At 60.5% G+C, this 20,022-nt stretch carries 20 protein-coding genes; 7 read left to right on the plus strand and 13 right to left on the minus strand.

Annotated elements, in window-relative coordinates; genetic code table 11:
* Positions 1-47: 47 nt before the first annotated feature.
* The 6 genes from Q1B27_RS23970 to Q1B27_RS23995 all read right to left on the minus strand — a co-directional run bounded on the left by Q1B27_RS23970 (position 48) and on the right by Q1B27_RS23995 (position 5,757).
* Positions 48-1,007: a D-glycerate dehydrogenase gene (locus tag Q1B27_RS23970; RefSeq protein WP_299852540.1), complete on the minus strand. Its 960-nt coding sequence runs from the start codon at positions 1,005-1,007 to the stop codon at positions 48-50.
* Positions 1,008-1,205: a hypothetical protein gene (locus Q1B27_RS23975; protein WP_299852543.1), complete on the minus strand. Its 198-nt coding sequence runs from the start codon at positions 1,203-1,205 to the stop codon at positions 1,008-1,010.
* Positions 1,206-1,218: 13 nt separating this feature from the next.
* A complete protein-coding gene (locus tag Q1B27_RS23980; protein WP_299852545.1) occupies positions 1,219-2,574 on the minus strand; it encodes an amidase in 1,356 nt (451 codons plus the stop codon).
* Positions 2,574-3,938, minus strand: a complete 1,365-nt coding sequence (locus tag Q1B27_RS23985; protein ID WP_299852548.1) for a TRAP transporter large permease subunit — start codon at positions 3,936-3,938, stop codon at positions 2,574-2,576. The genes Q1B27_RS23980 and Q1B27_RS23985 overlap by 1 nt, the downstream gene beginning before the upstream one ends.
* Positions 3,939-3,980: 42 nt before the next feature.
* Positions 3,981-4,577, minus strand: a complete 597-nt coding sequence (locus tag Q1B27_RS23990; RefSeq protein ID WP_299852551.1) for a TRAP transporter small permease subunit — start codon at positions 4,575-4,577, stop codon at positions 3,981-3,983.
* Positions 4,578-4,662: 85 nt separating this feature from the next.
* Positions 4,663-5,757, minus strand: coding sequence for a TRAP transporter substrate-binding protein (locus Q1B27_RS23995; RefSeq protein WP_299852554.1), 1,095 nt, complete (start codon positions 5,755-5,757; stop codon positions 4,663-4,665).
* 358 nt (positions 5,758-6,115) lie between these two features.
* Here Q1B27_RS23995 and Q1B27_RS24000 point away from each other — a divergent pair, with 358 nt between their 5' ends.
* The 3 genes from Q1B27_RS24000 to Q1B27_RS24010 all read left to right on the plus strand — a co-directional run bounded on the left by Q1B27_RS24000 (position 6,116) and on the right by Q1B27_RS24010 (position 8,248).
* Positions 6,116-6,886 (plus strand): HpcH/HpaI aldolase/citrate lyase family protein, encoded by a 771-nt coding sequence (locus Q1B27_RS24000; RefSeq protein ID WP_299852557.1) that lies wholly within the window; start codon positions 6,116-6,118, stop codon positions 6,884-6,886.
* Entirely contained in the window at positions 6,879-7,844 is a 966-nt protein-coding gene (locus tag Q1B27_RS24005) for a glucokinase (protein ID WP_299852560.1), read from the plus strand. Before Q1B27_RS24000 ends, Q1B27_RS24005 begins: the two co-directional genes overlap by 8 nt.
* Before the next feature lie 77 nt (positions 7,845-7,921).
* Complete coding sequence (locus Q1B27_RS24010) at positions 7,922-8,248, plus strand: hypothetical protein (RefSeq protein WP_299852563.1); 327 nt, start codon at positions 7,922-7,924, stop codon at positions 8,246-8,248.
* A 35-nt stretch (positions 8,249-8,283) separates the two neighbouring features.
* Here the strand turns inward: Q1B27_RS24010 and Q1B27_RS24015 are convergent, their stop codons facing one another.
* Positions 8,284-8,949 carry a DNA-3-methyladenine glycosylase I gene (locus Q1B27_RS24015; RefSeq protein ID WP_299852566.1) on the minus strand — a complete coding sequence of 222 codons (666 nt, stop codon included), beginning with the start codon at positions 8,947-8,949 and terminating at the stop codon, positions 8,284-8,286.
* Positions 8,950-9,070: 121 nt separating this feature from the next.
* Here Q1B27_RS24015 and parE point away from each other — a divergent pair, with 121 nt between their 5' ends.
* Entirely contained in the window at positions 9,071-11,029 is a 1,959-nt protein-coding gene (gene parE, locus Q1B27_RS24020; protein WP_299852569.1) for a DNA topoisomerase IV subunit B, read from the plus strand.
* 3 nt (positions 11,030-11,032) lie between these two features.
* On the opposite strand, the gene Q1B27_RS24025 is transcribed toward parE, so the two are convergent.
* Positions 11,033-11,530, minus strand: a complete 498-nt coding sequence (locus Q1B27_RS24025) for a hypothetical protein (protein ID WP_299852572.1) — start codon at positions 11,528-11,530, stop codon at positions 11,033-11,035.
* 830 nt (positions 11,531-12,360) lie between these two features.
* Between Q1B27_RS24025 and Q1B27_RS24030 the strand changes: the two genes are divergently transcribed.
* On the plus strand, positions 12,361-12,624 hold the full coding sequence (locus tag Q1B27_RS24030) for a hypothetical protein (RefSeq protein WP_299852575.1): 264 nt from the start codon (positions 12,361-12,363) through the stop codon (positions 12,622-12,624).
* Between the two features lie 575 nt (positions 12,625-13,199).
* Here the strand turns inward: Q1B27_RS24030 and Q1B27_RS24035 are convergent.
* Genes Q1B27_RS24035 through Q1B27_RS24050 form a run of 4 tightly spaced genes read right to left on the minus strand, consistent with a single transcriptional unit; the run spans position 13,200 to position 17,054 of the window.
* Positions 13,200-13,445: a MoaD/ThiS family protein gene (locus tag Q1B27_RS24035; RefSeq protein ID WP_299852578.1), complete on the minus strand. Its 246-nt coding sequence runs from the start codon at positions 13,443-13,445 to the stop codon at positions 13,200-13,202.
* A gap of 17 nt (positions 13,446-13,462) precedes the next feature.
* Positions 13,463-15,715 (minus strand): xanthine dehydrogenase family protein molybdopterin-binding subunit, encoded by a 2,253-nt coding sequence (locus tag Q1B27_RS24040; protein ID WP_299852580.1) that lies wholly within the window; start codon positions 15,713-15,715, stop codon positions 13,463-13,465.
* Positions 15,715-16,194, minus strand: a complete 480-nt coding sequence (locus Q1B27_RS24045; protein WP_299852583.1) for a (2Fe-2S)-binding protein — start codon at positions 16,192-16,194, stop codon at positions 15,715-15,717. Before Q1B27_RS24045 ends, Q1B27_RS24040 begins: the two co-directional genes overlap by 1 nt.
* On the minus strand, positions 16,191-17,054 hold the full coding sequence (locus Q1B27_RS24050; RefSeq protein WP_299852585.1) for a xanthine dehydrogenase family protein subunit M: 864 nt from the start codon (positions 17,052-17,054) through the stop codon (positions 16,191-16,193). The genes Q1B27_RS24045 and Q1B27_RS24050 overlap by 4 nt, the downstream gene beginning before the upstream one ends.
* 281 nt (positions 17,055-17,335) lie before the next feature.
* On the opposite strand from Q1B27_RS24050, the gene Q1B27_RS24055 reads away from it, so the two are divergent.
* Positions 17,336-18,007, plus strand: a complete 672-nt coding sequence (locus Q1B27_RS24055; protein ID WP_299852588.1) for a hypothetical protein — start codon at positions 17,336-17,338, stop codon at positions 18,005-18,007.
* A gap of 114 nt (positions 18,008-18,121) precedes the next feature.
* Positions 18,122-18,811 carry an aquaporin Z gene (aqpZ, locus tag Q1B27_RS24060; protein ID WP_299852591.1) on the plus strand — a complete coding sequence of 230 codons (690 nt, stop codon included), beginning with the start codon at positions 18,122-18,124 and terminating at the stop codon, positions 18,809-18,811.
* 20 nt (positions 18,812-18,831) lie between these two features.
* Here aqpZ and Q1B27_RS24065 read toward each other — a convergent pair whose 3' ends face one another.
* Entirely contained in the window at positions 18,832-19,866 is a 1,035-nt protein-coding gene (locus Q1B27_RS24065) for a succinylglutamate desuccinylase/aspartoacylase family protein (RefSeq protein WP_299852594.1), read from the minus strand.
* Positions 19,867-20,022 lie beyond the last annotated feature (156 nt).

Below are 20,022 nucleotides of genomic sequence, written 5' to 3' on the forward strand. Positions count from 1 at the left end.
ACAGACCTTGAATCACACCCGTCCGGCGCTGTCCATGCCCGCCACGATCACAGCAGGTCGCCGGGCCTGTCGCCACGGAAAAACGCATCCAGATTGTCCAGCGCGCGAAACCCCATCGCATCGCGCGTCTGACCGGTTGCGCTACCGATATGGGGCAGCATGAAGATGTTCTCATGCGCCGCGAACGCAGGATTGCCGCCAGGTTCGGTCTGAAAGCAATCCAGCCCTGCGGCGGAAAGTTTCCCGCTGGACAGCGCCGCCAGCAACGCCGCCTCGTCCACCAGCGCGCCACGGGCGGTGTTCACGATCACCGCACCATCCGGCAGCAGGCTGAAACGTTCCGCATTCATCAAGCCCGTCGTCTCGGGTGTGGCAGGGCAGTGCAGCGACAGGAAATCGGACACTGCCAGCAGGCTTTCGATAGCATCGTGGAAGGTTGCGCCCTGCTCCTGCTCCGGGTTCAGCCGCGTGCGGTTGTAGTAATGGATCTCCATCCCGAAACCACGCGCCTTTTCGGCAAAGGCCCGGCCCACCCGGCCCATGCCGATAATGCCCAGCCGCGCGCCGGTCACCTGCTTGCCGACCATGAAACTGGGCGACCAGACCTGCCATGCACCGGTGCGCACCAGCCTGTCGCCCTCAACCGCGCGGCGGGCCGCGCCCAGCATCAGCAGCATGGCAATCTCAGCGGTGGCATCGGACAGCACATCGGGCGTGTTGGTCACCGCAATGCCACGCGCCGCCAGCGCCGACAGATCACAATGATCCACCCCGACCGAATGGTTGGCGATGATCCTCAGCCGTGGACCAAGCCGCGCCACAACATCCGCCGAAAACACCTCGGAATGGCACGGCACGATGCCGTCAACCCTGGCACTCATCGCGACAATCTCGTCGGGCGTGCTCAGCCCGTCTTCCCAATTGATAATACAGTCGTAATTCGCCTGTGCCCGCTCCAGCGTGGCATCGGACAAACGCCGCGGAAACCAGAGAACCGGCCGTGTCATCTATTCATCCTTCTTCACCGCTTCCTCCCAGAAATCGTAAAGCGCCATGGCAATCACGATGAGGGCGATGACCATGAAGGGCAGCCCGCCTGAGAACCCGGCAAACCCGGTGGAAATCGAATAGGACAAGCCGATAACAAAGGTCATCATCAGGGCCGTGCCGATGGCAGCGACGATGATCGTGACAAGGCGGGACATGGGCGTTCCTTTCCTATTCTTCTTCGGTCAGTTCTTCGGCGGCCAGCGCGCGCTGCACCCAGGCGGCAGTGCGCATCAGCCGGTCATCTTCCTCAACTCCGCCAATCAGCTGCACGCCAATGGGCAATCCGCTATCGCCAACCAGCAGTGGCAGGGTCAGGCAGGGCAATCCCGCCAGCGTCCATATCGTGCAATAGACCGCATCGCCGGTGCTTCCATCGGACAGGGGCAGCGCCTCACCACTGGCAGACGGCGCCATGATAGCATCAAAATCGTTGAAATGACCGGTAAAGAACGCATCTGCCGACGCCTTGACCCCAAGCGCATCCTGATACTGCCCGTCACTGATTGCGTGTCCCCGGCTGATCGCCTCGCGCATTTCCGGGCTGACCCGGTTACCATGCTCGGTGTTGATCGGGGCCATCTGCCGGGCGATCTCGTAATCATAGATCGTCTTGTGGACCCCCACCAGCTCGGCAAGCTGGGGGGCGGCGGGGAACCGTTCGACCCTCGCGCCAAGCGCGTCGATCACCGCCTCAAGACCGGCGGCGGCATCGGGCGTCAGACGATCATGAAAAGGCAGATCGAACCAGGCGATATCCGGTTCCACCGGCGCCGTGGCCCGCGCGCCATCCAGCAGGCCGGGCCGGGGGCGGGCAAAACTGTCTGGGTCGGTCGGATCAAAGCAGCCCAGCACGTCGATCAGCAGCGCCATATCCTCCAGCGTGTTGGCAAATCCACCAACCTGGTCAAGCGTGGCAGAGGTGCGGAAGAGACCAGTGCGCGGGATCAACCCGCGCGTGGGCTTGGCCCCGTAAGTGCCGCAGAACGACGCGGGCCGGATTACCGATCCGCCGGTCTGCGTACCCACGGCCAGCGGCACATGCCGCGCCGCGACCGCAGCGGCGGACCCACTGGAGGAGCCCCCGGGGGTATGCGCCGCATCATGCGGGTTGGTGGTATTCGTCGGGTGCAGATAGGCGAATTCAGCGGTCGAAAGCTTGCCCATGATCACCGCCCCGGCCTCACGCAGGCGATTGACGATGGTCGCATCGGCCTCGGGCATCCGCCCGGCAAAGATCGGGGTGCCACATTCGGTGGGCATGAACCGGGTGTCGATGATGTCTTTCAGCCCCACGGGCACGCCGTGCAGCGCGCCCACAGCCTTGCCCGATTTACGAATGCGGTCCATCTCGCGCGCCTGCACAAGCGCAAGCTCGGGATCAAGAAACGCCCACGCCCGGATCACATCATCCGTGGCCGCGATCCGGTCAAGACAGGCCCGCACCAGCGCCTCGGACGACAGCCGGCCATCGCGGATCGCCTGCGCGGCCTCGACCGCCGATAATGTGGTCAGATCGCCTTTCATCAGGGAATATAGACGCCAAAGAGGTAATCCGGGAACCACAGCGCAATCCCCGGGAACTGATACATCAGCACCATGCAGAAGATCACGATCCCAAGGTAGGGCATCAGACCGCGGAAAATCTCCATCAGCTCAATCTGCTTTTTCAGCACGCCCTTGAGGTAATAGGCGCTCATCGCCATGGGCGGCGTCAGGAACGAGGTTTGCAGGTTCAGCGCCACCAGCATAGCAAAGAAATACGGGTTCACCCCGAACGTATCCAGCATCGGCAGGAAGATCGGCACGAAGATGATCAGGATTTCCGACCATTCCAGCGGCCAGCCCAACAGGAAGATGATGAGCTGTGCCAACACCAGGAATTGCCAGGGCTCCAGGTTCATCGCCAGGAACCAGTGCTCGATCACGTCATGCCCACCGAGGAAGCTGAACACTGACGCGAAAGTCCATGATCCGACGAACAGCCAACAGACCATGGCGGTCGCCTTGGCGGTCAGGAACACGCTTTCCTTGATCTTGGTCCAGGTCAGCGAACGGTAGATTGCCGCCAGCACCAGACCGCCCAGTGCCCCCATCGCGGCCGCTTCGGCAGGGGTTGCAAGCCCGCCCAAGATGGACCCCAGAACCAGCATGATCAGGATCGTCAGCGGCACGAAACTGACCAGCAGATCAAGATAGATCTTGGATGGCGGCGGGATGTCCTCTTCGCGCGGTTTGGGCGCGATGGACGGGTTCAGCGTGGCCCGGATCATCACGTAGACGATGTACATCCCCGCCAGCAACAACCCCGGAAAGACCGCCGCCGCATAAAGACGCAGGGGCGACAGCTCGGCAATGGCGGCATAGACGATCAGCATGATCGACGGCGGGATCAGGATGCCCAGCGTGCCACCGGCGCAGATCACCCCCGACGCAAAACTCTTGTTGTAATTGGCACTGGCCATCGCCGGATAAGCCAAGAGGCCCATCAGCGTCACCACCGCGCCCACGATGCCCGAGGCGGTTGAAAACACCGCACAGGTCAGCAGCGCCGCGATGGCCAGCGAACCGGGCAGGTTACGCGCCGCCATGTAGAGCGAGAAGAACAACCGGTCGACGATATTGGCGCGCTCGACCACGTAGCCCATGAACAGGAACAGCGGGATGGCGACCAGCGTGTCGTTTTCCATCACCGAATAGGTATTCTGGTTCAGCAGGTAGAAGATATTGTTGTCGAAGATGCCCGAAAAACTGTCGGGCAAGCCCTGGTAATAGGCGTAATAGCCAAAGCCGACGCCCATGGCGAGCAGCGTGAAGGCGATGGGAAAGCCCAGCAACACTAGCACGATGAACAGGCTCAGCATAAAAATTGCGACTTGGGGATCGGTCATCGGCGGGGCCTCTTGCGGAATTTCAGGTCGGGCAAAGCCGATTTACTTGTCATCGGGACGCGGCACGGGCATCGCCGGGCTTTCTTCCATGTGCATCAGCATGTCTTCGGTTTCATGGACATCATCCAGCCGTTCCAGCCATCTTCCTGTTTTCATCGCCAGCCAACAGCGCATCATCTCGGCCAGCCCTTGCAGCATCAACAGGAATCCGGCGACCGGGATCAGCGTTTTGAAGAAATAGATCTGGATGCGCGCAGGGCTGTTCCAGCTGACCTCCTTGTAGCGCCAGCTATCCGAGGCGATCTCCCAGCCATACCAGAACAGCGCCATCATGCCGGGGAAGAAAAACAGGATATAGAGGGTGAAATCCACCCGCGCCTGCCATCGCACCGGAAACAACCGGTACAGCACATCGCCGCGCACATGGGCATCCTGCGCCAGGGCATAGGGCCCGGCCATCAGGAACAATGCGCCATACATCTGCACCATCATGTCAAAGGCCCAGACCGTTGGCGCATTGAGCACGTAGCGCACGAACACCTCGTAACTGACCGACAGGGTCAGGATCAGGATGCACCAGCCAAAGGCCTTTCCGACCCACTGGCTCAGCCCTTCGATTGCGTGGATGATTTTGACCATCTTGGCCCCTCCCCGGGAACGCGCGACAGGCAACCGGGGTCCGCATCACACGATCCCCGGCTCTGTTTCAGAACCTTATACCTGATCAGCCAAAGTAGTGCTTGTAGGCCAGCTTGTAGTCAGGCTGGTTCAGGTTCAGATAGTTCATCACGTTCTTGGCATAGGCTTTCTGGCTGTCGACCACCTTGGCAAAGAACTCGTCCTCACCGGAAATCCGATCCACCACGATATCCCACGCCTTGAGCTGTTCGGCCATCACGCTATCGGGCGTGCGGTAGACATTGACGCCCTGTTCGTCGCGCAGGGTGACCAGGTCATCGGCATAACGCTTGGTATTGTGCCAGTAGAAGTTGGAGTTCTCGGCCTCGGACGCATATTTCAGAATCGCCTGAAGCTCGGGCGCCAGCGCGTCATACTTCTTCTTGTTGAACGTGCACTCAAAGAATTCCTGGCTTTGGTGGAACGAGGCCAGGTGATAATGCTTGGACACGTCCTGCATGCCAAAGTCACGGTCCGAGGTCGGGTTGTTGAACTCGGCCGCGTCGATCAGGCCCGACTTCATGGCGGGCTGAATTTCGCCGCCCGGAAGCTGCACGACCGACATGCCCATTTCCAGCAGAACGTCAGCGGCCAAACCAACGGTGCGGTACTTCAGGCCCGACATCTGGCTGGCATCCTTGATCTCTTCCTTGAACCACCCCATCGGCTGCGCCGGCATGGGTGAGTTGAAGAACGACACCACGTTCAGCCCAAGGCTGGCCATCAGCTCGTCAAACAGCTCCTGACCGCCGCCATAATGGACCCAGCCCAGCACTTCCTGGCTGGACCAGCCAAAGCAGGGGCCGGTGCCGAACAGCGACGCCGCCTTGGATTTCGAATACCAGTAGGCGGGCACGTAGTGGGCCGCATCCAGAACGCCGCGATGTACCGCATCCTGCATCTGGCTGGTCTTGACGACCGAATTGACCGGCAGCAGGTCGATGGTCAGCGCCCCGCCCGACATTTCGTTGACGCGGTTCACATAGGATTGCGCGTTCTCAAGAAAGATCCCGCCGCCCCAGGCCGCCTGCATTTTCAGCGTCACGCCTTCGCTTTGCGCCAGCGCCGGTGTTGCCAATGCGCCGGCACCTGCAAGTGCCGTGCCGCGCAGGAACTTCCTGCGATTCAGTGATTTTGTCATGTTTCCTCCCATTTATTTTTCAGCGATCCCAACAAACCGTCTGCCGCATCTCAAGGGACGCGGATCGACCGCCGTTTCTGGTTCGGGAAACCCATATGCAAGGCGCAGGAATCGCAGCTTTTGTGGTGCAAGCACCACCCCGTACATATTTTCTAGGTCGCAACATACTACATGTACAGTAAAAATTGGATAGAGAATGTGACCAATTTCCGCCGATCCAGCCCGCCACAGGCCGCAGACCGGCGATACCGGCCCATGCTTTCGCGCATCCGCATTCCCGGCATTTCCCTGCCCCCGGCCCCTCGCCTTTCCCGGCAACACCGGTCTATGCTGCGCCAACTCAGGACAAGGAGCCACCATGCCCGCCCCCGAAAACACCTTCAAGACCGCCCTTGCTTCGGGCCGCATGCTCTATGGCTGCTGGGCCGGGTTCGCCGATCCCTACGCGACCGAGGTGCTGACCACCGCCGGGTTCGACTGGCTGGTGATCGACGGCGAACACGCCCCCAACGATCTGCGCAGTATCATGGCCCAGCTTCAGGTGATCGAGGGCAAACACAGCGCCCCCGTGGTGCGCCTGCCAATGGGCGAGGCATGGCTGATCAAGCAGGTGCTAGATATCGGCGCGCAGACATTGCTGATCCCAATGGTCGAAACCGCGGATCAGGCCCGCGATCTGGTCCGCGCCATGCGCTACCCGCCGGATGGCATCCGCGGTTCAGGCGCGGCGCTGGCCCGGGCCTCGCGCTTTTTCGACATCCCCGATTATATCCCGACCGCCAATGACCAGATGTGCCTGCTGGTGCAGGTCGAAACCACCGCCGGGATCGACGCACTGGATGCGATCTGCCAGACCGACGGCGTTGACGGTGTCTTTATCGGCCCCTCGGATCTGGCTGCCGATATGGGGTACCAGGGCGACAGCAACCGCCCTGAGGTGCAGGCGGTGATCCGCGACGCGCTTGACCGCATCAGGCGTTCGGGCAAGGCGACGGGCATTCTGGGGCTGGATCACGACACCGCGAAAACCTACCGCGACTGGGGCGCACAGTTTCTGGCCGTTGGCATCGACGTTGTGATGCTGGCCCAGACCGCACGACAGACAATGGCCCGCTGGCGCGATGACTGAACGTTTCCTTCTGGCAGATGTCGGCGGCACCAATACGCGCGTCGGACTGGGCGGTGTTGACGGCCTTGAACCTGACAGCGTGCAAAGCTTTCACAATGCCGGTCAGGGCGGGCTGGCACCGATCCTGTCCGCCTATCTTGACCTGCACCCCGGGGCCGTCACGGCGCTTTGCGCCGGCGTCGCCGGGCCGGTCCGGGATGGCAATGCGCAACTGACCAATCTCGACTGGTTCATCGACGCGAACGCCCTTCAGGCAGCCACCGGTGCGGCGGCCATCCACCTGATCAACGACCTTCAGGCCCAGGGCTATGCGCTTGACGATCTGCCCCGCGATTGCATCACCACGATTTTTCCCGGCGCACCGCCCCCACCCGATGCCACGCGGCTGGTCATGGGGCTTGGCACCGGCTGCAATATCGCCGTTGTGCACAACACCCCGCAGGGCCTGCTGGTCCCGGCGTCCGAGACCGGCCATTCCAGCCTGCCCCATATGGAGGGCACAGCAGGCGAATTCATCGCCCATCTGTCCCAGACGCAGTTTCACAAACCCATCGAGGCCGCGATCTCTGGCCCTGGCCTCAGCCGCATCCGGCGCTTCCTGACCGGTGAAACCGTTACCCCGGCTGACATCATCGCAGCCTATGGAACCGACAGCGATGCCGCGGCCGACAGCCTGCGGCTTTTTGCAGAAATTCTGGGGACGATTGCGGGCAATATCGCGCTTGCTCATCTGCCGGTGGGCGGGTTTTACTTTATCGGCAGCACCGCCCGCGCCGTGGTGCCCTATCTTGGCGATCTGGGATTTATCAACCATTTCACCGCCAAGGGCCCTTACACACAGATCATGCAGGACATTCCCGTGTATCTGATCGACGATGACAGCGCCGCCCTGCACGGTTGCGCCCGCTATCTGCGGCAACGCCTTTCACCTTCCGGCAACGGGATGGTGACGGGCTGACTTCAAGTCAGGTTTCCCACACTTGGCCCGGCCCGGCCTTGTCCGCATCCTGACGCCATTTCGAAACGGAGACTCAGATGCCCAGACCCCTTATTCTTGTCGGCCTGTTCGGTCTTGCCCTGACAGCCTGTTCCGACACGCCCGCCACCGGCTATGTGGTCGGCGTCGGCAATCCCAGCAACGGCTACGCGGCCCGCTTCAATGATGGCAGCCAAGGCTATGCCTATTGGTGCACCGATCATGGCACCTGCCTCAACCGTGCCCGCGCCGCGTGCAACAACAGCTTCAAAATCCGCGATATATCCGAGGTTGACCGTGCCGCCTCGCCCGATGCCGTTGGGCGCGGCTTTTTCGACAAGGCCCGTACGCAGCTCCACACCCTGGCGGTGACCTGTGCTGGCTAGGAAAACAGTACCGCGTGGCCGGGCATCGAACTCGGCTACCCGATACTCATCGCCAGCACCCGGCTGATCTCTGTCAGCGACCGGCCCGATTGCGCCATCCATGTGCTGAACGCCGTCTGCACCGCTTTCATCGCGCTTTTCGACGTCGGGGCCTTGTCCACCACGCCCTCGGCGATCAGCCGCGCCACCACGTCCTTGGACAGCACGTAGCCATCCCGCCCCATGAACCGCAGCGCATAAGCCCCCGTGGTCCCGCCCAGCCGCGAACCGCGTGTCTTGAGCATCTCCAGCAGCGCCGCATAGTCCTCGGACGGCCACTCTCCAACGACCTTGCCGATGCCACCCTCCTCGCGCAGTTCCAGCATCAGCGCCGCATTGTCCCGGACCGAGGCGATCTTGGCCCCGTGCCGCACGATCCGCGTGTCGGTCAGAAGCGCATCGAACATCACGTCATCCATCAGCGCGCAACGGCCAATGTCGAACCCGTGAAACGCCTCTTCGAACCCCGGCCACTTGTTTTCGATCACGCTCCAGTTCAGCCCGGTGCGAAACACGAATTTCGACATCTCCGCCAGCCAGCGGTCTTCCGGGATCGCCGCCAGCTCCGCCGCCGACTTCGGTCTGCCCAGCTTCGCCTCCAGCGCCTCTGCCCCGCCATGCCGCCCGGCGCTGATCTCGAAAATCTCCTGAAACGCGCGCATTTCACCCTCCTCCCGGCACCCTGCTATACCGTAATGCTGTCAATTCCTGTCCGAAGCCGCTTTTCCCGCGCGCCCCGCTCTGCCATAATAGCGCAAAACCAAGAAAACAAAGAGCAGCGGTATGAACGATCTCCTCTCCGGGCAGCCCGACCCATCCGACTATGATGCCCATTCCATCGAGGTGCTCGAAGGGCTGGAACCGGTCCGCAAGCGCCCCGGCATGTATATCGGCGGCACCGATGAACGCGCCCTGCATCACCTTGTCGCCGAGGTGCTGGACAACTCGATGGACGAGGCCGTCGCTGGTCACGCCACACGGATCGAGGTTGAGCTGCACGAGGATCACGCCATCACCATCCGCGACAATGGCCGCGGCATCCCGATCGACCCGCATCCGAAATTCCCCGACAAATCCGCTTTGGAGGTCATCCTCTGCACCCTGCACGCGGGCGGCAAATTCAGCGGCAAGGCCTACCAGACCTCGGGTGGCCTGCACGGTGTCGGTGCCTCGGTCGTGAACGCGCTTTCGGATTCAATGGTGGTCCAGGTCGCCCGCAACAAGGCGCTTTACGAACAGCGCTTCTCGCGCGGCATCCCCCTTGGCCCGATCGAGAAAATCGGCCAGGCCCCCAACCGCCGCGGCACCACCGTCACTTTCCACGCCGACGAACAGATATTCGGCCACCACCGGTTCAAACCCGCGCGGCTTTTCAAATCCATCCGCTCCAAGGCCTACCTCTTCTCGGGCGTCGAAATCCGCTGGAAATCGGCGATATCCGATGGCGAAACCCCGCAAGAGGCCACGTTCCACTTCCCCGGCGGCCTCTCCGATTACCTCAAGGAAACCCTCGGCCCCGCCTCCACCTATGCCGATCAGCCCTTCGCGGGCACCGTCGACTTTCAGGAACGTTTCCAGGTGCCCGGCAAGGTCGAATGGGCGATCAACTGGACCCCGTCGCGCGACGGCTTCCTGCAAAGCTACTGTAACACCGTGCCCACGCCCGAGGGCGGCACCCATGTGGCGGGCTTCTGGGCGGCCATCGTCAAGGGCATCAAGGCTTATGGCGAGCTGGTCAACAACCGCAAGGCGGCCCAGATCACCCGCGACGATCTGATGACAGGTGGCTGCGCGCTGGTCTCGTGTTTCATCCGCGAGCCGGAATTCGTCGGCCAGACCAAGGACCGCCTGGCCACGACCGAGGCGCAGCGGCTGGTCGAAAACTCCGTCCGCGACCATTTCGACAACTGGCTCGCCGCCGACACCAAATCCGCCGGGGCGATCCTCGATTTCCTCGTGCTCAGGGCCGAAGAACGCCTGCGCCGGAGGCAGGAGAAAGAGACCCAGCGCAAATCGGCCACCAAGAAGCTGCGCCTGCCCGGCAAGCTGACCGACTGTTCGTCAAAAGACCGCGAAGGCACGGAACTTTTCATTGTCGAGGGCGATAGCGCCGGCGGCTCCGGCAAGGGCGCGCGCGACCGCAGAACCCAGGCGCTCTTGCCGCTCAAGGGCAAGATCCTCAACGTGCTCGGCGCGGCCTCGTCAAAACTGGGCTCCAATGCCGAGATTTCCGATCTCTGCGAAAGCCTTGGTTGTGGTATGGGCAGCCGCTTCAACATCGACGATCTGCGCTATGAAAAGATCATCATCATGACCGATGCCGATGTCGACGGCGCGCATATCGCCTCGCTGCTGATGACCTTCTTCTTCACCCAGATGCGCCCGTTGATCGACGCCGGGCATCTCTACCTCGCCTGCCCGCCGCTCTACCGCCTGACCCAAGGCGCGCGCCGCGTCTATGTGGCTGATGATGCCGAGAAAAACGCCTTGCTGGAAAAGGGCCTCGGCGGCAAGGGCAAGATCGACGTGCAGCGCTTCAAGGGCCTGGGAGAGATGGACGCCAAGGACCTCAAGGAAACCACGATGGATCCCAAAACCCGCAAACTGATCCGCGTGACCATAGACGAGGATGAACCCGGCGAAACCGGCGACCTTGTTGAGCGCCTCATGGGCAAAAAACCCGAATTGCGCTTCCAGTATATCCAGGAAAACGCGAGGTTCGTGGAGGAATTGGATGTTTGACTATCACCAAATCGTTTCAACATTGAGTTTCGAGATTTCAAAATCCACCAAACGAATTAAGGCGGCAACACGCTTCTCCAACCGTTTTATCGAAATTAAATTTGGGCCATTTAACAAACTTACAGCGCTTGAATATCTCAGTAGGTGAGAGGCAAATAGTTCGTTCAACAAAGAGAGTTCTGCCGCCAATTCGACAGATAACTGGTTTTGATCTGTTGCAGCGCGCAGCTCCTCTGCTAGTGCTTCAAGATTGTGCCCAAATTTTTTACGTTTCGGAAGGTCACTTTTGTATTTGTCGAAGTCGAGCAACAACAATAAACCTTTTAAGATTGCCTCGATTCCTTGAGCAAATAAGTGAAGAACCACATAGTCGAAAGGCTCGTGATTTATCTGCCTTTTTTGTAAATGAGACCGTTGTAAGTAAGCCGCTCCAACGAAACCCTTACCAATTTGGTATTGATGGATAGCGACCAACTGCTTTCCAAAAGACGTTGGCGGCATAAAGCTTCCTCCTTCGGAAGTTTGAATTAAGCACTATTAAGATTGGCAGCAAACGTGGGGTCGGTGCGAACCCTCCACAAATTTCCATCACTCCCTTTCCATCAGACAAGTTCACTCGACCAACAAGCTGATCCGCCCAGAAACTAGCCTAGGGCGCACGTGAACACACTCCAATCCAAATCCAACCTCAAACGGCATCGCATGAACGCAGACGAAAGCGAAGCGCCCGCACATGGAACAACAAATTCGTAGGGTGGGTAAAACCCACGCATTTCCCGATCATGGAAGAATGGTGGGTTCCACCCCAAGACGCCGGCCATCCCCGCGCCCCAATCCGGGGCGAACCCCGGCCTACGCCCTGATATCCAATAACATTGACAAAACCTGTGACCTGTTAAACGATCAACAAAAAGGTAAAGAAGGGACAGATTTCAGAAAGACCCGCTCACCCTGCAAAATTATTGATCTGCAATGTCAGGTGGATTTTCTAGGTCAGGTTGGGACGTGATGAGAGCATAAAAATAACGGAATTGGGGACGGGTCACCACATTTGGATGGGCAATCAAACTCATATTAAGTGTCGGTACCGGTAAAGATGTTACATGTAACAAGTCGCAGGATGCGGATGTAGACCGCACTTAATTCTCGGCAATCACCCAAAAATTATCGACGGGCCACGGTATTTTCCGTGTCTGCTGGTCACTGCGCGCTGTCGGGAAGGGGCAGCATACTACGAGTATCAAGAGGGCCTTCTGCCGCGAGGTATGATTATTACTGCGCTGCCCTGATTGATTGAAACGGAATGGATTTCAAACGAGGGGAAACTATCCATGAAAACAAGAAACCTGGGTGCAATCACCATTTTCGCATTTGGTCTTGCGGGCTGCGCCGCCGGTCCATCGCCAACGCTGGCGAAATACAGCGATGCACAGATCAATCGCTGTTACAATTCGCTCAGCTACAAGGACAGACAGGCGGCACAGGCGAAGGCGCAACAAGTGGCCTACATACCGATTGCGGGGGCCTTAATGTTCGAAGAGCAGCTCTACAAAGAGTATGAGAAAATCTGTAAGCGCAAAGGCATTCTCAGATAGCGTTTGCCGCAAGCGCCATGGGCGGGCGCTTGCGTTTTCGTGTCAAAATCCCACCGTGCGCCCTGTTAACGGCGCAAATTCGGGCACAAATACCGACGTAATACCGACGCGATACCGACGTAATACAGCCCGCTGTTTTGCCCTGTTAACCTTGGGTTTCCGGGGGATTTCCGGGTCGATTCGCAGGGGTCTCCGCGCGGCGCCGGTCATCTTTCGTTAACCGGCCACAATGCCCCTCTCCGACCGCTGCAAAATACAAAGGGGCGCCCGAAGCGCCCCTAGCGGTTTTTCCAGTCTGGCCGTTCAGGCCACGGCCGACATCACGGCCCAAAGGCTCATCAGCGCGGCGAAACTTACGACGGTAGGTAAAACGACACGGATCATATCACGTCTCCTTTCCAGGCAGCCCAAGCCCGGGCTGCGGTGTTGTCCGCGGGGCAGTTTGCCCTGCGATAAAACTGATGTGGGAAGGAAAGGCTGTAACAAACACCCCCGCGCCGTACACAAGGGATAACACCCGCGCGGGCAGTGCGTGATAACGCTAACATCGCCGCGCTGGGCCAGAAGTCGGCGCTCTAACCGCCCTTGAGACGGGCCAGCAGTACGACTTCGCTGTCGGGGTTTATCGGCGTGAACCAGCTGTCATTATAGACCCGTCCGTCAATCGCGACCGAGACACCCCGGTCCAGTTGCGGACGGATGGCGGGATATTTCTCCGCCAGCCCGTCCAGCAATTCACGCAGCGTTCCGGCCTCGATCTCGACCTCGGTCTGATCTTCGGTCATGGCGGCAAGCGATCCCCAAATCCTGACCTGGACCATCGCTTGCACCCCTTGTTTTACAGGCCCTGAACCGCTTTCAGCACCTTGGGCGGCGACATCGGCAATTGCGTCAGGCGCACGCCCGCGGCCTCGGATACGGCATTGGCCACAGCCGCCAGTGGCGGCACGATCGAGGTCTCGCCCACCCCGCGCACCCCGTAAGGATGGCCTGGGTTGGGGATTTCCAGGATCACGGTGTCAATCATCGGCAGATCGGACGCGACCGGGATGCGGTAATCGAGGAACCCGGCATTTTGCAGCACGCCGTCATCGCCATAGATGTATTCCTCATTCAGCGCCCAACCGATGCCCTGCACCGCCCCGCCCTGAAACTGCCCTTCGACGTAATCCGGATGCACCGCCTTGCCCGCATCCTGGAACACGGTGTAGCGCAGAATCTTGACGGCACCGGTGTCCGGATCGACCTCGGTATCAACCATATGCGTGGCGAAGCTCACGCCGGCGCCTTCGGGGTTGGCCTCATGATGGCCGGCAATCGGCCCGCCGGTATTCGACGCAATCGCGGCGATTTCCTTGATCGTCATCGGCGGGTGTTTCCCGGCATTGGGCCCCGCAGGCCGCGCGGCCCCGTCTTCCCATTCCACCGCGTCTTCATCAATGCCCCAGACCTGTGCGGCGCGTTTGCACATCTCGCGTTTCGCGGCGCGTGCAGCCTCGATCGTGGCCAGCCCGACCGCAAAAGTCACCCGGCTCCCGTCGGTCACCTCGTTCTGACCCAACGATCCGGTATCCGCCACAATGGTTCGGACCTGTTCGTAAGGAATGCCCAACTCTTCGGCGGCCATCATCGACATCGACGCGCGTGACCCACCAATATCCGGGTTGCCCTCAGACACGGTCACGGTGCCATCCGGCGTGATGTTCAACGACACGCAGGTATCGCCGCCGAAGTTGAACCAGAAGCCGCAGGCCACGCCCCTGCCCTGATTTTCGCCCAAGGGTGCGCTCCAGTGCGGATGGTCCTTGGCGGCGCGCAATGTCGCCTCAAGGCCGATCGCCGGAAAAGTGGGCCCATAGCTGGCACGGGTGCCTTCGCGCGCGGCGTTTTCCAGACGCACGGCCAGCGGATCAAGACCAAATCCCTTGGCCAATTCATCCACCGCGCTTTCAACCGCATAGGCCGCCATTGGCGCACCAGGCGCACGGTAAGCCGCCTGTTTCGGGCGGTTTGTCACCACATCCCAGCCAACGGTTTTCACGTTTTCCAGATCATAAGGCGCAAAGGCCGACATCGAACCGAATTCGACCGGCGAGCCCGGATAGGCCCCGCCTTGGTAACGCAATTCCGCAAAGGCCGCGGTGATCTGACCGTCCTTGGTCATGCCGATACGCACGTCGATGGAGCTGGAAGCCGTGGGCCCCGTGGCCCGCAACACTTCTGACCGGCTCATCACCATCTTGACCGGACGGCTGGTTTTCTTGGACAGCGCCAATGCGACCGGCTCCAGGAACACGGTCGTCTTGCCACCAAAACCCCCGCCGATTTCCGAGGCGGTGACGCGCAACTGCCCCTGTTCCATCCCCATGATCGCGGCACAGGTATTGCGCACCATGTAATGGCCCTGGGTACAGCACCACAGATCGGCCTGACCATCGGCACCCATCGACGCCAGACAGGCATGCGGCTCGATATAGCCCTGATGGGTCGCTTCGGTCCGGTAGGTGCGTTCGATCACGCGGTCAGCCTTGGCCAGACCGGCTTCGATATCGCCGTGCCCGAATTCATAGCGCGACAAAACGTTTGGCGACATGCCTGCAGGCACAGTCTCGTTGGCGCGCCCCTCATGCAATACCGGCGCGTCCGCGGCCATTGCCGCATCCACATCCGTCACATGCGGCAGCACCTCGTAGTCCACCTTGATCAACTTCAGCGCCGCCTTGGCGACAGACGGAGAATTTGCCGCCACCGCCGCCACCGCGTGACCGTCATAAAGCGCCTTTTCGCCCGCCATACAGTTATCGAGGATGTCGGCTGTGAAATCGTCATCGGTGATCTCGTCGAAATCGGCACGGGTCAGCACCGCATGCACACCGGGCAACGCTTCGGCCGCCGAGGTATCGATCGATTTGATCCGCGCATGGGCATGCGGGCTGCGCAACACCCGGGCAATCAGCATGCCCGGTGCGCTCATATCCGCGCCAAACCGGGCCTTGCCGGTCACCTTGTCGATCCCGTCAGGGCGTTTTACCCGCGTACCGACAACCTTGAATTCGCGTGTCTGGTAAAGCTGCTTGTCATCCAGTGCCATTACGAAGCCTCCCGCATTTCCTGCGCCGCATCCAGAACGGCACGAATGATCTTGTCATACCCGGTGCAGCGGCAAAGATTGCCTGCCAGCCAATACCGGGTTTCTTCTTCGGTCGGGTCCGGGTTGTTTTCCAACAGCGATTTCGCCGCCACCAGCAAACCCGGCGTGCAGATACCGCATTGCAGTGCCGCATGTTCGATGAACTTGCGTTGCAGTGGATGTAGTTGATCACCTTTCGCCATGCCCTCGATGGTGCCGATTTCGCGGCCCTCGGCCTCGGCCCCCAGCATCAGGCAAGAGCAGACCAACCGCCCATCCACAGTAACCGAACAGGCGCCGCAATCGCCGGTGCCGCAGCCTTCCTTGGACCCGGTCATGCCCAGCCGGTCGCGCAGCGCATCCAGCAGGGTTTCATCGGCGTCGCAAAGAAATTCTGTCGGATCGCCATTCACTGACGTGGTTACATGGATCTTGCTCATGCCGCACCTCCTGCGCGTTTCCTGGCGATCACCGCCGCGCGTTTGGCCAGCACCCCGGCCACATGTACGCGGAAATCAACGGTGCCTCGTTTGTCATCAATGGGTTTGGCCGCTGCCGAGCAGGCCGCCGCCAGCGCATCCAGCGCCGCATCGTTCATCTTGGTGCCGATCAGCGCCTCTGCGGCCGCGGGCACCAACAGCACTGTCGGCGCTACAGCCCCCAGCGAAACCCGCGCCGCCGTGCAGGTACCATCCTCGTCCAGCGACAGCGAAACGGCACAACCTACCACCGCGATATCCATCTCGGTCCGCGGAATGAAACGCAGATAAGCGTCCGACGAACGAACGCCACGTTCCGGCAGAATGATCGCGTCGATCAATTCGCCTTTTTCAAGGGATGTCCGACCCGGCGCTGTGGGAATTTCCTCGACCGGCACAACCCGCGTGCCGTTCGGCCCCACGACGCGCGCGACCGCTCCGGCCGCCACCATCGCCGGTACGCTATCAGCAGCAGGGGAGGCGTTGCACAGATTGCCCGCCATCGTGCAGCGGCCCTGTACCTGGGTAGACCCGATCAGGTTCGTCGCCTCGACCACACCGGGCCAATCGGCCACCAGGCCTTCATGTTCCCCCATTTCAGCGCCCGACACTGCCGCGCCCACGCGCCAGCCACCATCTTCAGGGGTAATCTGTTTCAGCGCGTCGATCCGCTTGAGATCGACCACCGTATCCGGATCGGCCATGTCGGACCGCATCCGCACCAGAAGGTCGGTACCTCCGGCCAGAATTCTGCAATCGCCGGACGCGCCAGCCAACAGGCTGACCGCTTCATCGACAGTGGTTGGGGCTAGGTATTGCATGGGTCGCTTCCGCCGCTCCTGGTTCTCTGAGTCATCCGGGACTACATCGCAAGACGCGCAAGAAGACAAGCAGGTTCGTGCGCCGCCCGGTTTCATATCGGGTTAAATCAATCCTCTTCCTACGCGATGATATCAGCCTATGCACCGCTCATCCAACCGGTGGTCCGGCAACGTCACCAGTCATGCTTTTGCCGACCAATTTCCGATAAAACTTGATGCCGCGGGTTCCCTCGCCTATCTCGGCCTCACCGGTACCCGCTACGCGCAGAAAGCCTCTGATCATGAATTCAGAAAAAATCGACAACTTCCTGATGTCCACGATCATCACCGTTCTGATGCTGACCGTGGGGATCAGCCTGTGGGATCATCTCTATTTCTCGCTCAAATTCGCGGCTGAGGACGGTGTGGTGGAATATGGCACTGCGATTGCACTTTTCATCGCCAGCCTGATCTTGATCAGGAATGCCCTATCTCTGCGCGGCAGGGCTACCAAGCTTGCCGTGGGGTTGACGTTTTTTTACGCCTTGCTGTTCTTTTTCGGCGCCGGAGAGGAAATCTCCTGGGGCCAGCGCATTTTCGGCTGGGAAACCAGCGAAGCCCTGAAAGAGCTTAACAAACAGGACGAGACCAATCTTCACAACCTCGAAATTGGCGGCCTGCATCTGGCGAAAACCCTGTTTGGCCCGGTCCTGACGGTAGCGATCCTGCTCTATCTCGCGGTATTGCCCTGGCTTTATTCGCGCAGCGAAAGGATCAGAAACCTGGCCGATACACTTGCCGTGCCCGTACCGGGCTGGCGTCATGGGGTGCTCGCCATTGTGTCCAGCCTTGTGATTGTCGCGGTCGAGTCACTACTTGATGTCAGTCGTGTATGGGAAGTCTACGAGTTCATTTTCAGCCTGCTCGTTGTGTCGATCTTTCTGCTGCCGACCAATCGTGATAAGGTCACATAAGACCGGCGTTGCGACGAAAAGCCTTGAATTTTCCCCGTGACCCACGGGGACGCATTGCTGTTTCTGTCTCCCCATAGAACAGGGCAAAACCAGGCCCGCAAGAGGAGACAGAAGATGAAGAAATTCACCGCCGAATTTATCGGCACATTCACTCTCGTACTGTTTGGCTGCGGCGCTGCCGTGATCGCTGGCGGCGATATCGGCCTGCTGGGCATCAGTTTTGCGTTTGGCCTTGCCCTGATCGGCATGGCCTACGGGATCGGTCATATCTCGGGCTGCCATATCAACCCCGCCGTGTCGCTGGGCGCCGTCGTCGCCGGTCGCATGCAGATAGGCGAAGCCGTGCATTACATCATCGCGCAGGTCGCCGGTGCCATTGCAGGCGCGCTGGTTCTGATGATGATCGCCAGCGGCAAGGCAGACTATTCGGTGACAGCAAACGGCCTTGGTCAAAACGGCTGGGGCACGGGCTATCTGGGTGAATATGCAATGGGCGCGGCTTTCATCTTTGAACTGGTGGCAACCTTCCTCTTTGTCACCGTGATCCTGGGCTCCACCGGTGCTGGTGCCCCCTCGGCCATGGCCGGGTTGGCGATCGGGCTGGCGCTGGTCGTGATCCATCTGGTCGGCATCAACGTGACCGGCGTGTCGGTCAACCCCGCACGCTCCATCGGGCCCGCGCTCTTTGCCGGTGCCACAGCGCTCAGCCAGCTCTGGCTCTTTATCGTCGCGCCGATCATCGGTGGCGTACTGGCCGGGCTGGTGTTCAAGACGGGCCTCTTGGACATCGACATCGTCAAATAACCAATAAGCCGGGGACGGGATCAGATGATCTCGTCCTCGTCATAAAGCGGGGCCGCTTCCAGATGGGCGGTCACACCTTCGGCGGCATCATCTGCACGCGGCGTCTCGGCAATGTGAAACAGTGCCTCGCCCTCATAGACCACCGGCATGTTGGTGCGCCCGATCACGATCCCCTCGGCATCGGCGCTGACCTCGGTTTCAACCTCGCCAAACGGGTCGGTAATCGCCCCCAGCACCGTGCCCGGCTCCACCGTGTCGCCAATCGTCAGGTAGCCCCGGAAAAGGCCACCCGCCGGTGCGCGGTACCAGCTGGACGAGCTGCAAAAGACCGGTTTCACCCGCGCCTTGGGCACGCCCTTGGCGGCGATCATCTTGAGCTGCCGCATCACCCGCAGGATGCCACTGACCCCGGCGCGCGCCGCCAATTCGTCAAAACGCAGCCCCTCGCCGCCTTCATATAGCAGCACATCAACGCCCGCCTCTTCCGCCGCCATCCGCAATGATCCGTCGCGCAGTTTCGAATGCATCATCACCGGCGCACCAAAGGCCTGGCCCAATTCGCGCAGCCGCTCATTGCCGGGGGTCAGCCGCAGTTGCGGCATGTTGGTGCGGTGAATCGCGGCCGAGTGCAGATCAATCCCCAGATCGGCCCGCTCAACCACTTCGGTCATGAAAATATGCGCCAGCCGGGACGCCATCGACCCTTCGGGCTGGCCCGGAAAACACCGGTTCAGATCGCGCCGGTCGGGCAAATAGCGGGTGTTGTTGAGAAATCCGAAGGAATTGACAATCGGCACCGCCAGCAGCGTCCCCGCCATGTTCTGCAATGCCTCGGCCTTCAGCAGCCGCCGAACGATCTCGACGCCGATCACCTCATCGCCGTGGATCGCGGCCGACACGAACATCACTGGACCGGGCTTCTTGCCGTGAATGACATGCACCGACAGATGTACGGGCGTATGATCCGAAAGCGTGCTGACCGGCACATCCACCGTCTCGCGCGTGCCCGGCGCAATCTCGGTACCATTGATCCTGAACGCTTCGCGCTTTGCCATGTCTGCCCCTCGATCTTTCCCAACCGATAGGCAAAATCGCACCCGCTGTCCATTCCGCGGCTCGACGGGTGTCCGGTTTGAGCCCAGAATGACAGATGCTGCGGGACGGACGAATGTCGGCTTAGCGTAAGCACGAGCTTTTTGAGTTGCCCACCT

Origin of the sequence: uncultured Roseovarius sp., assembly GCF_947489715.1 — a bacterium.
Taxonomy (GTDB): Bacteria; Pseudomonadota; Alphaproteobacteria; order Rhodobacterales; family Rhodobacteraceae; genus Roseovarius.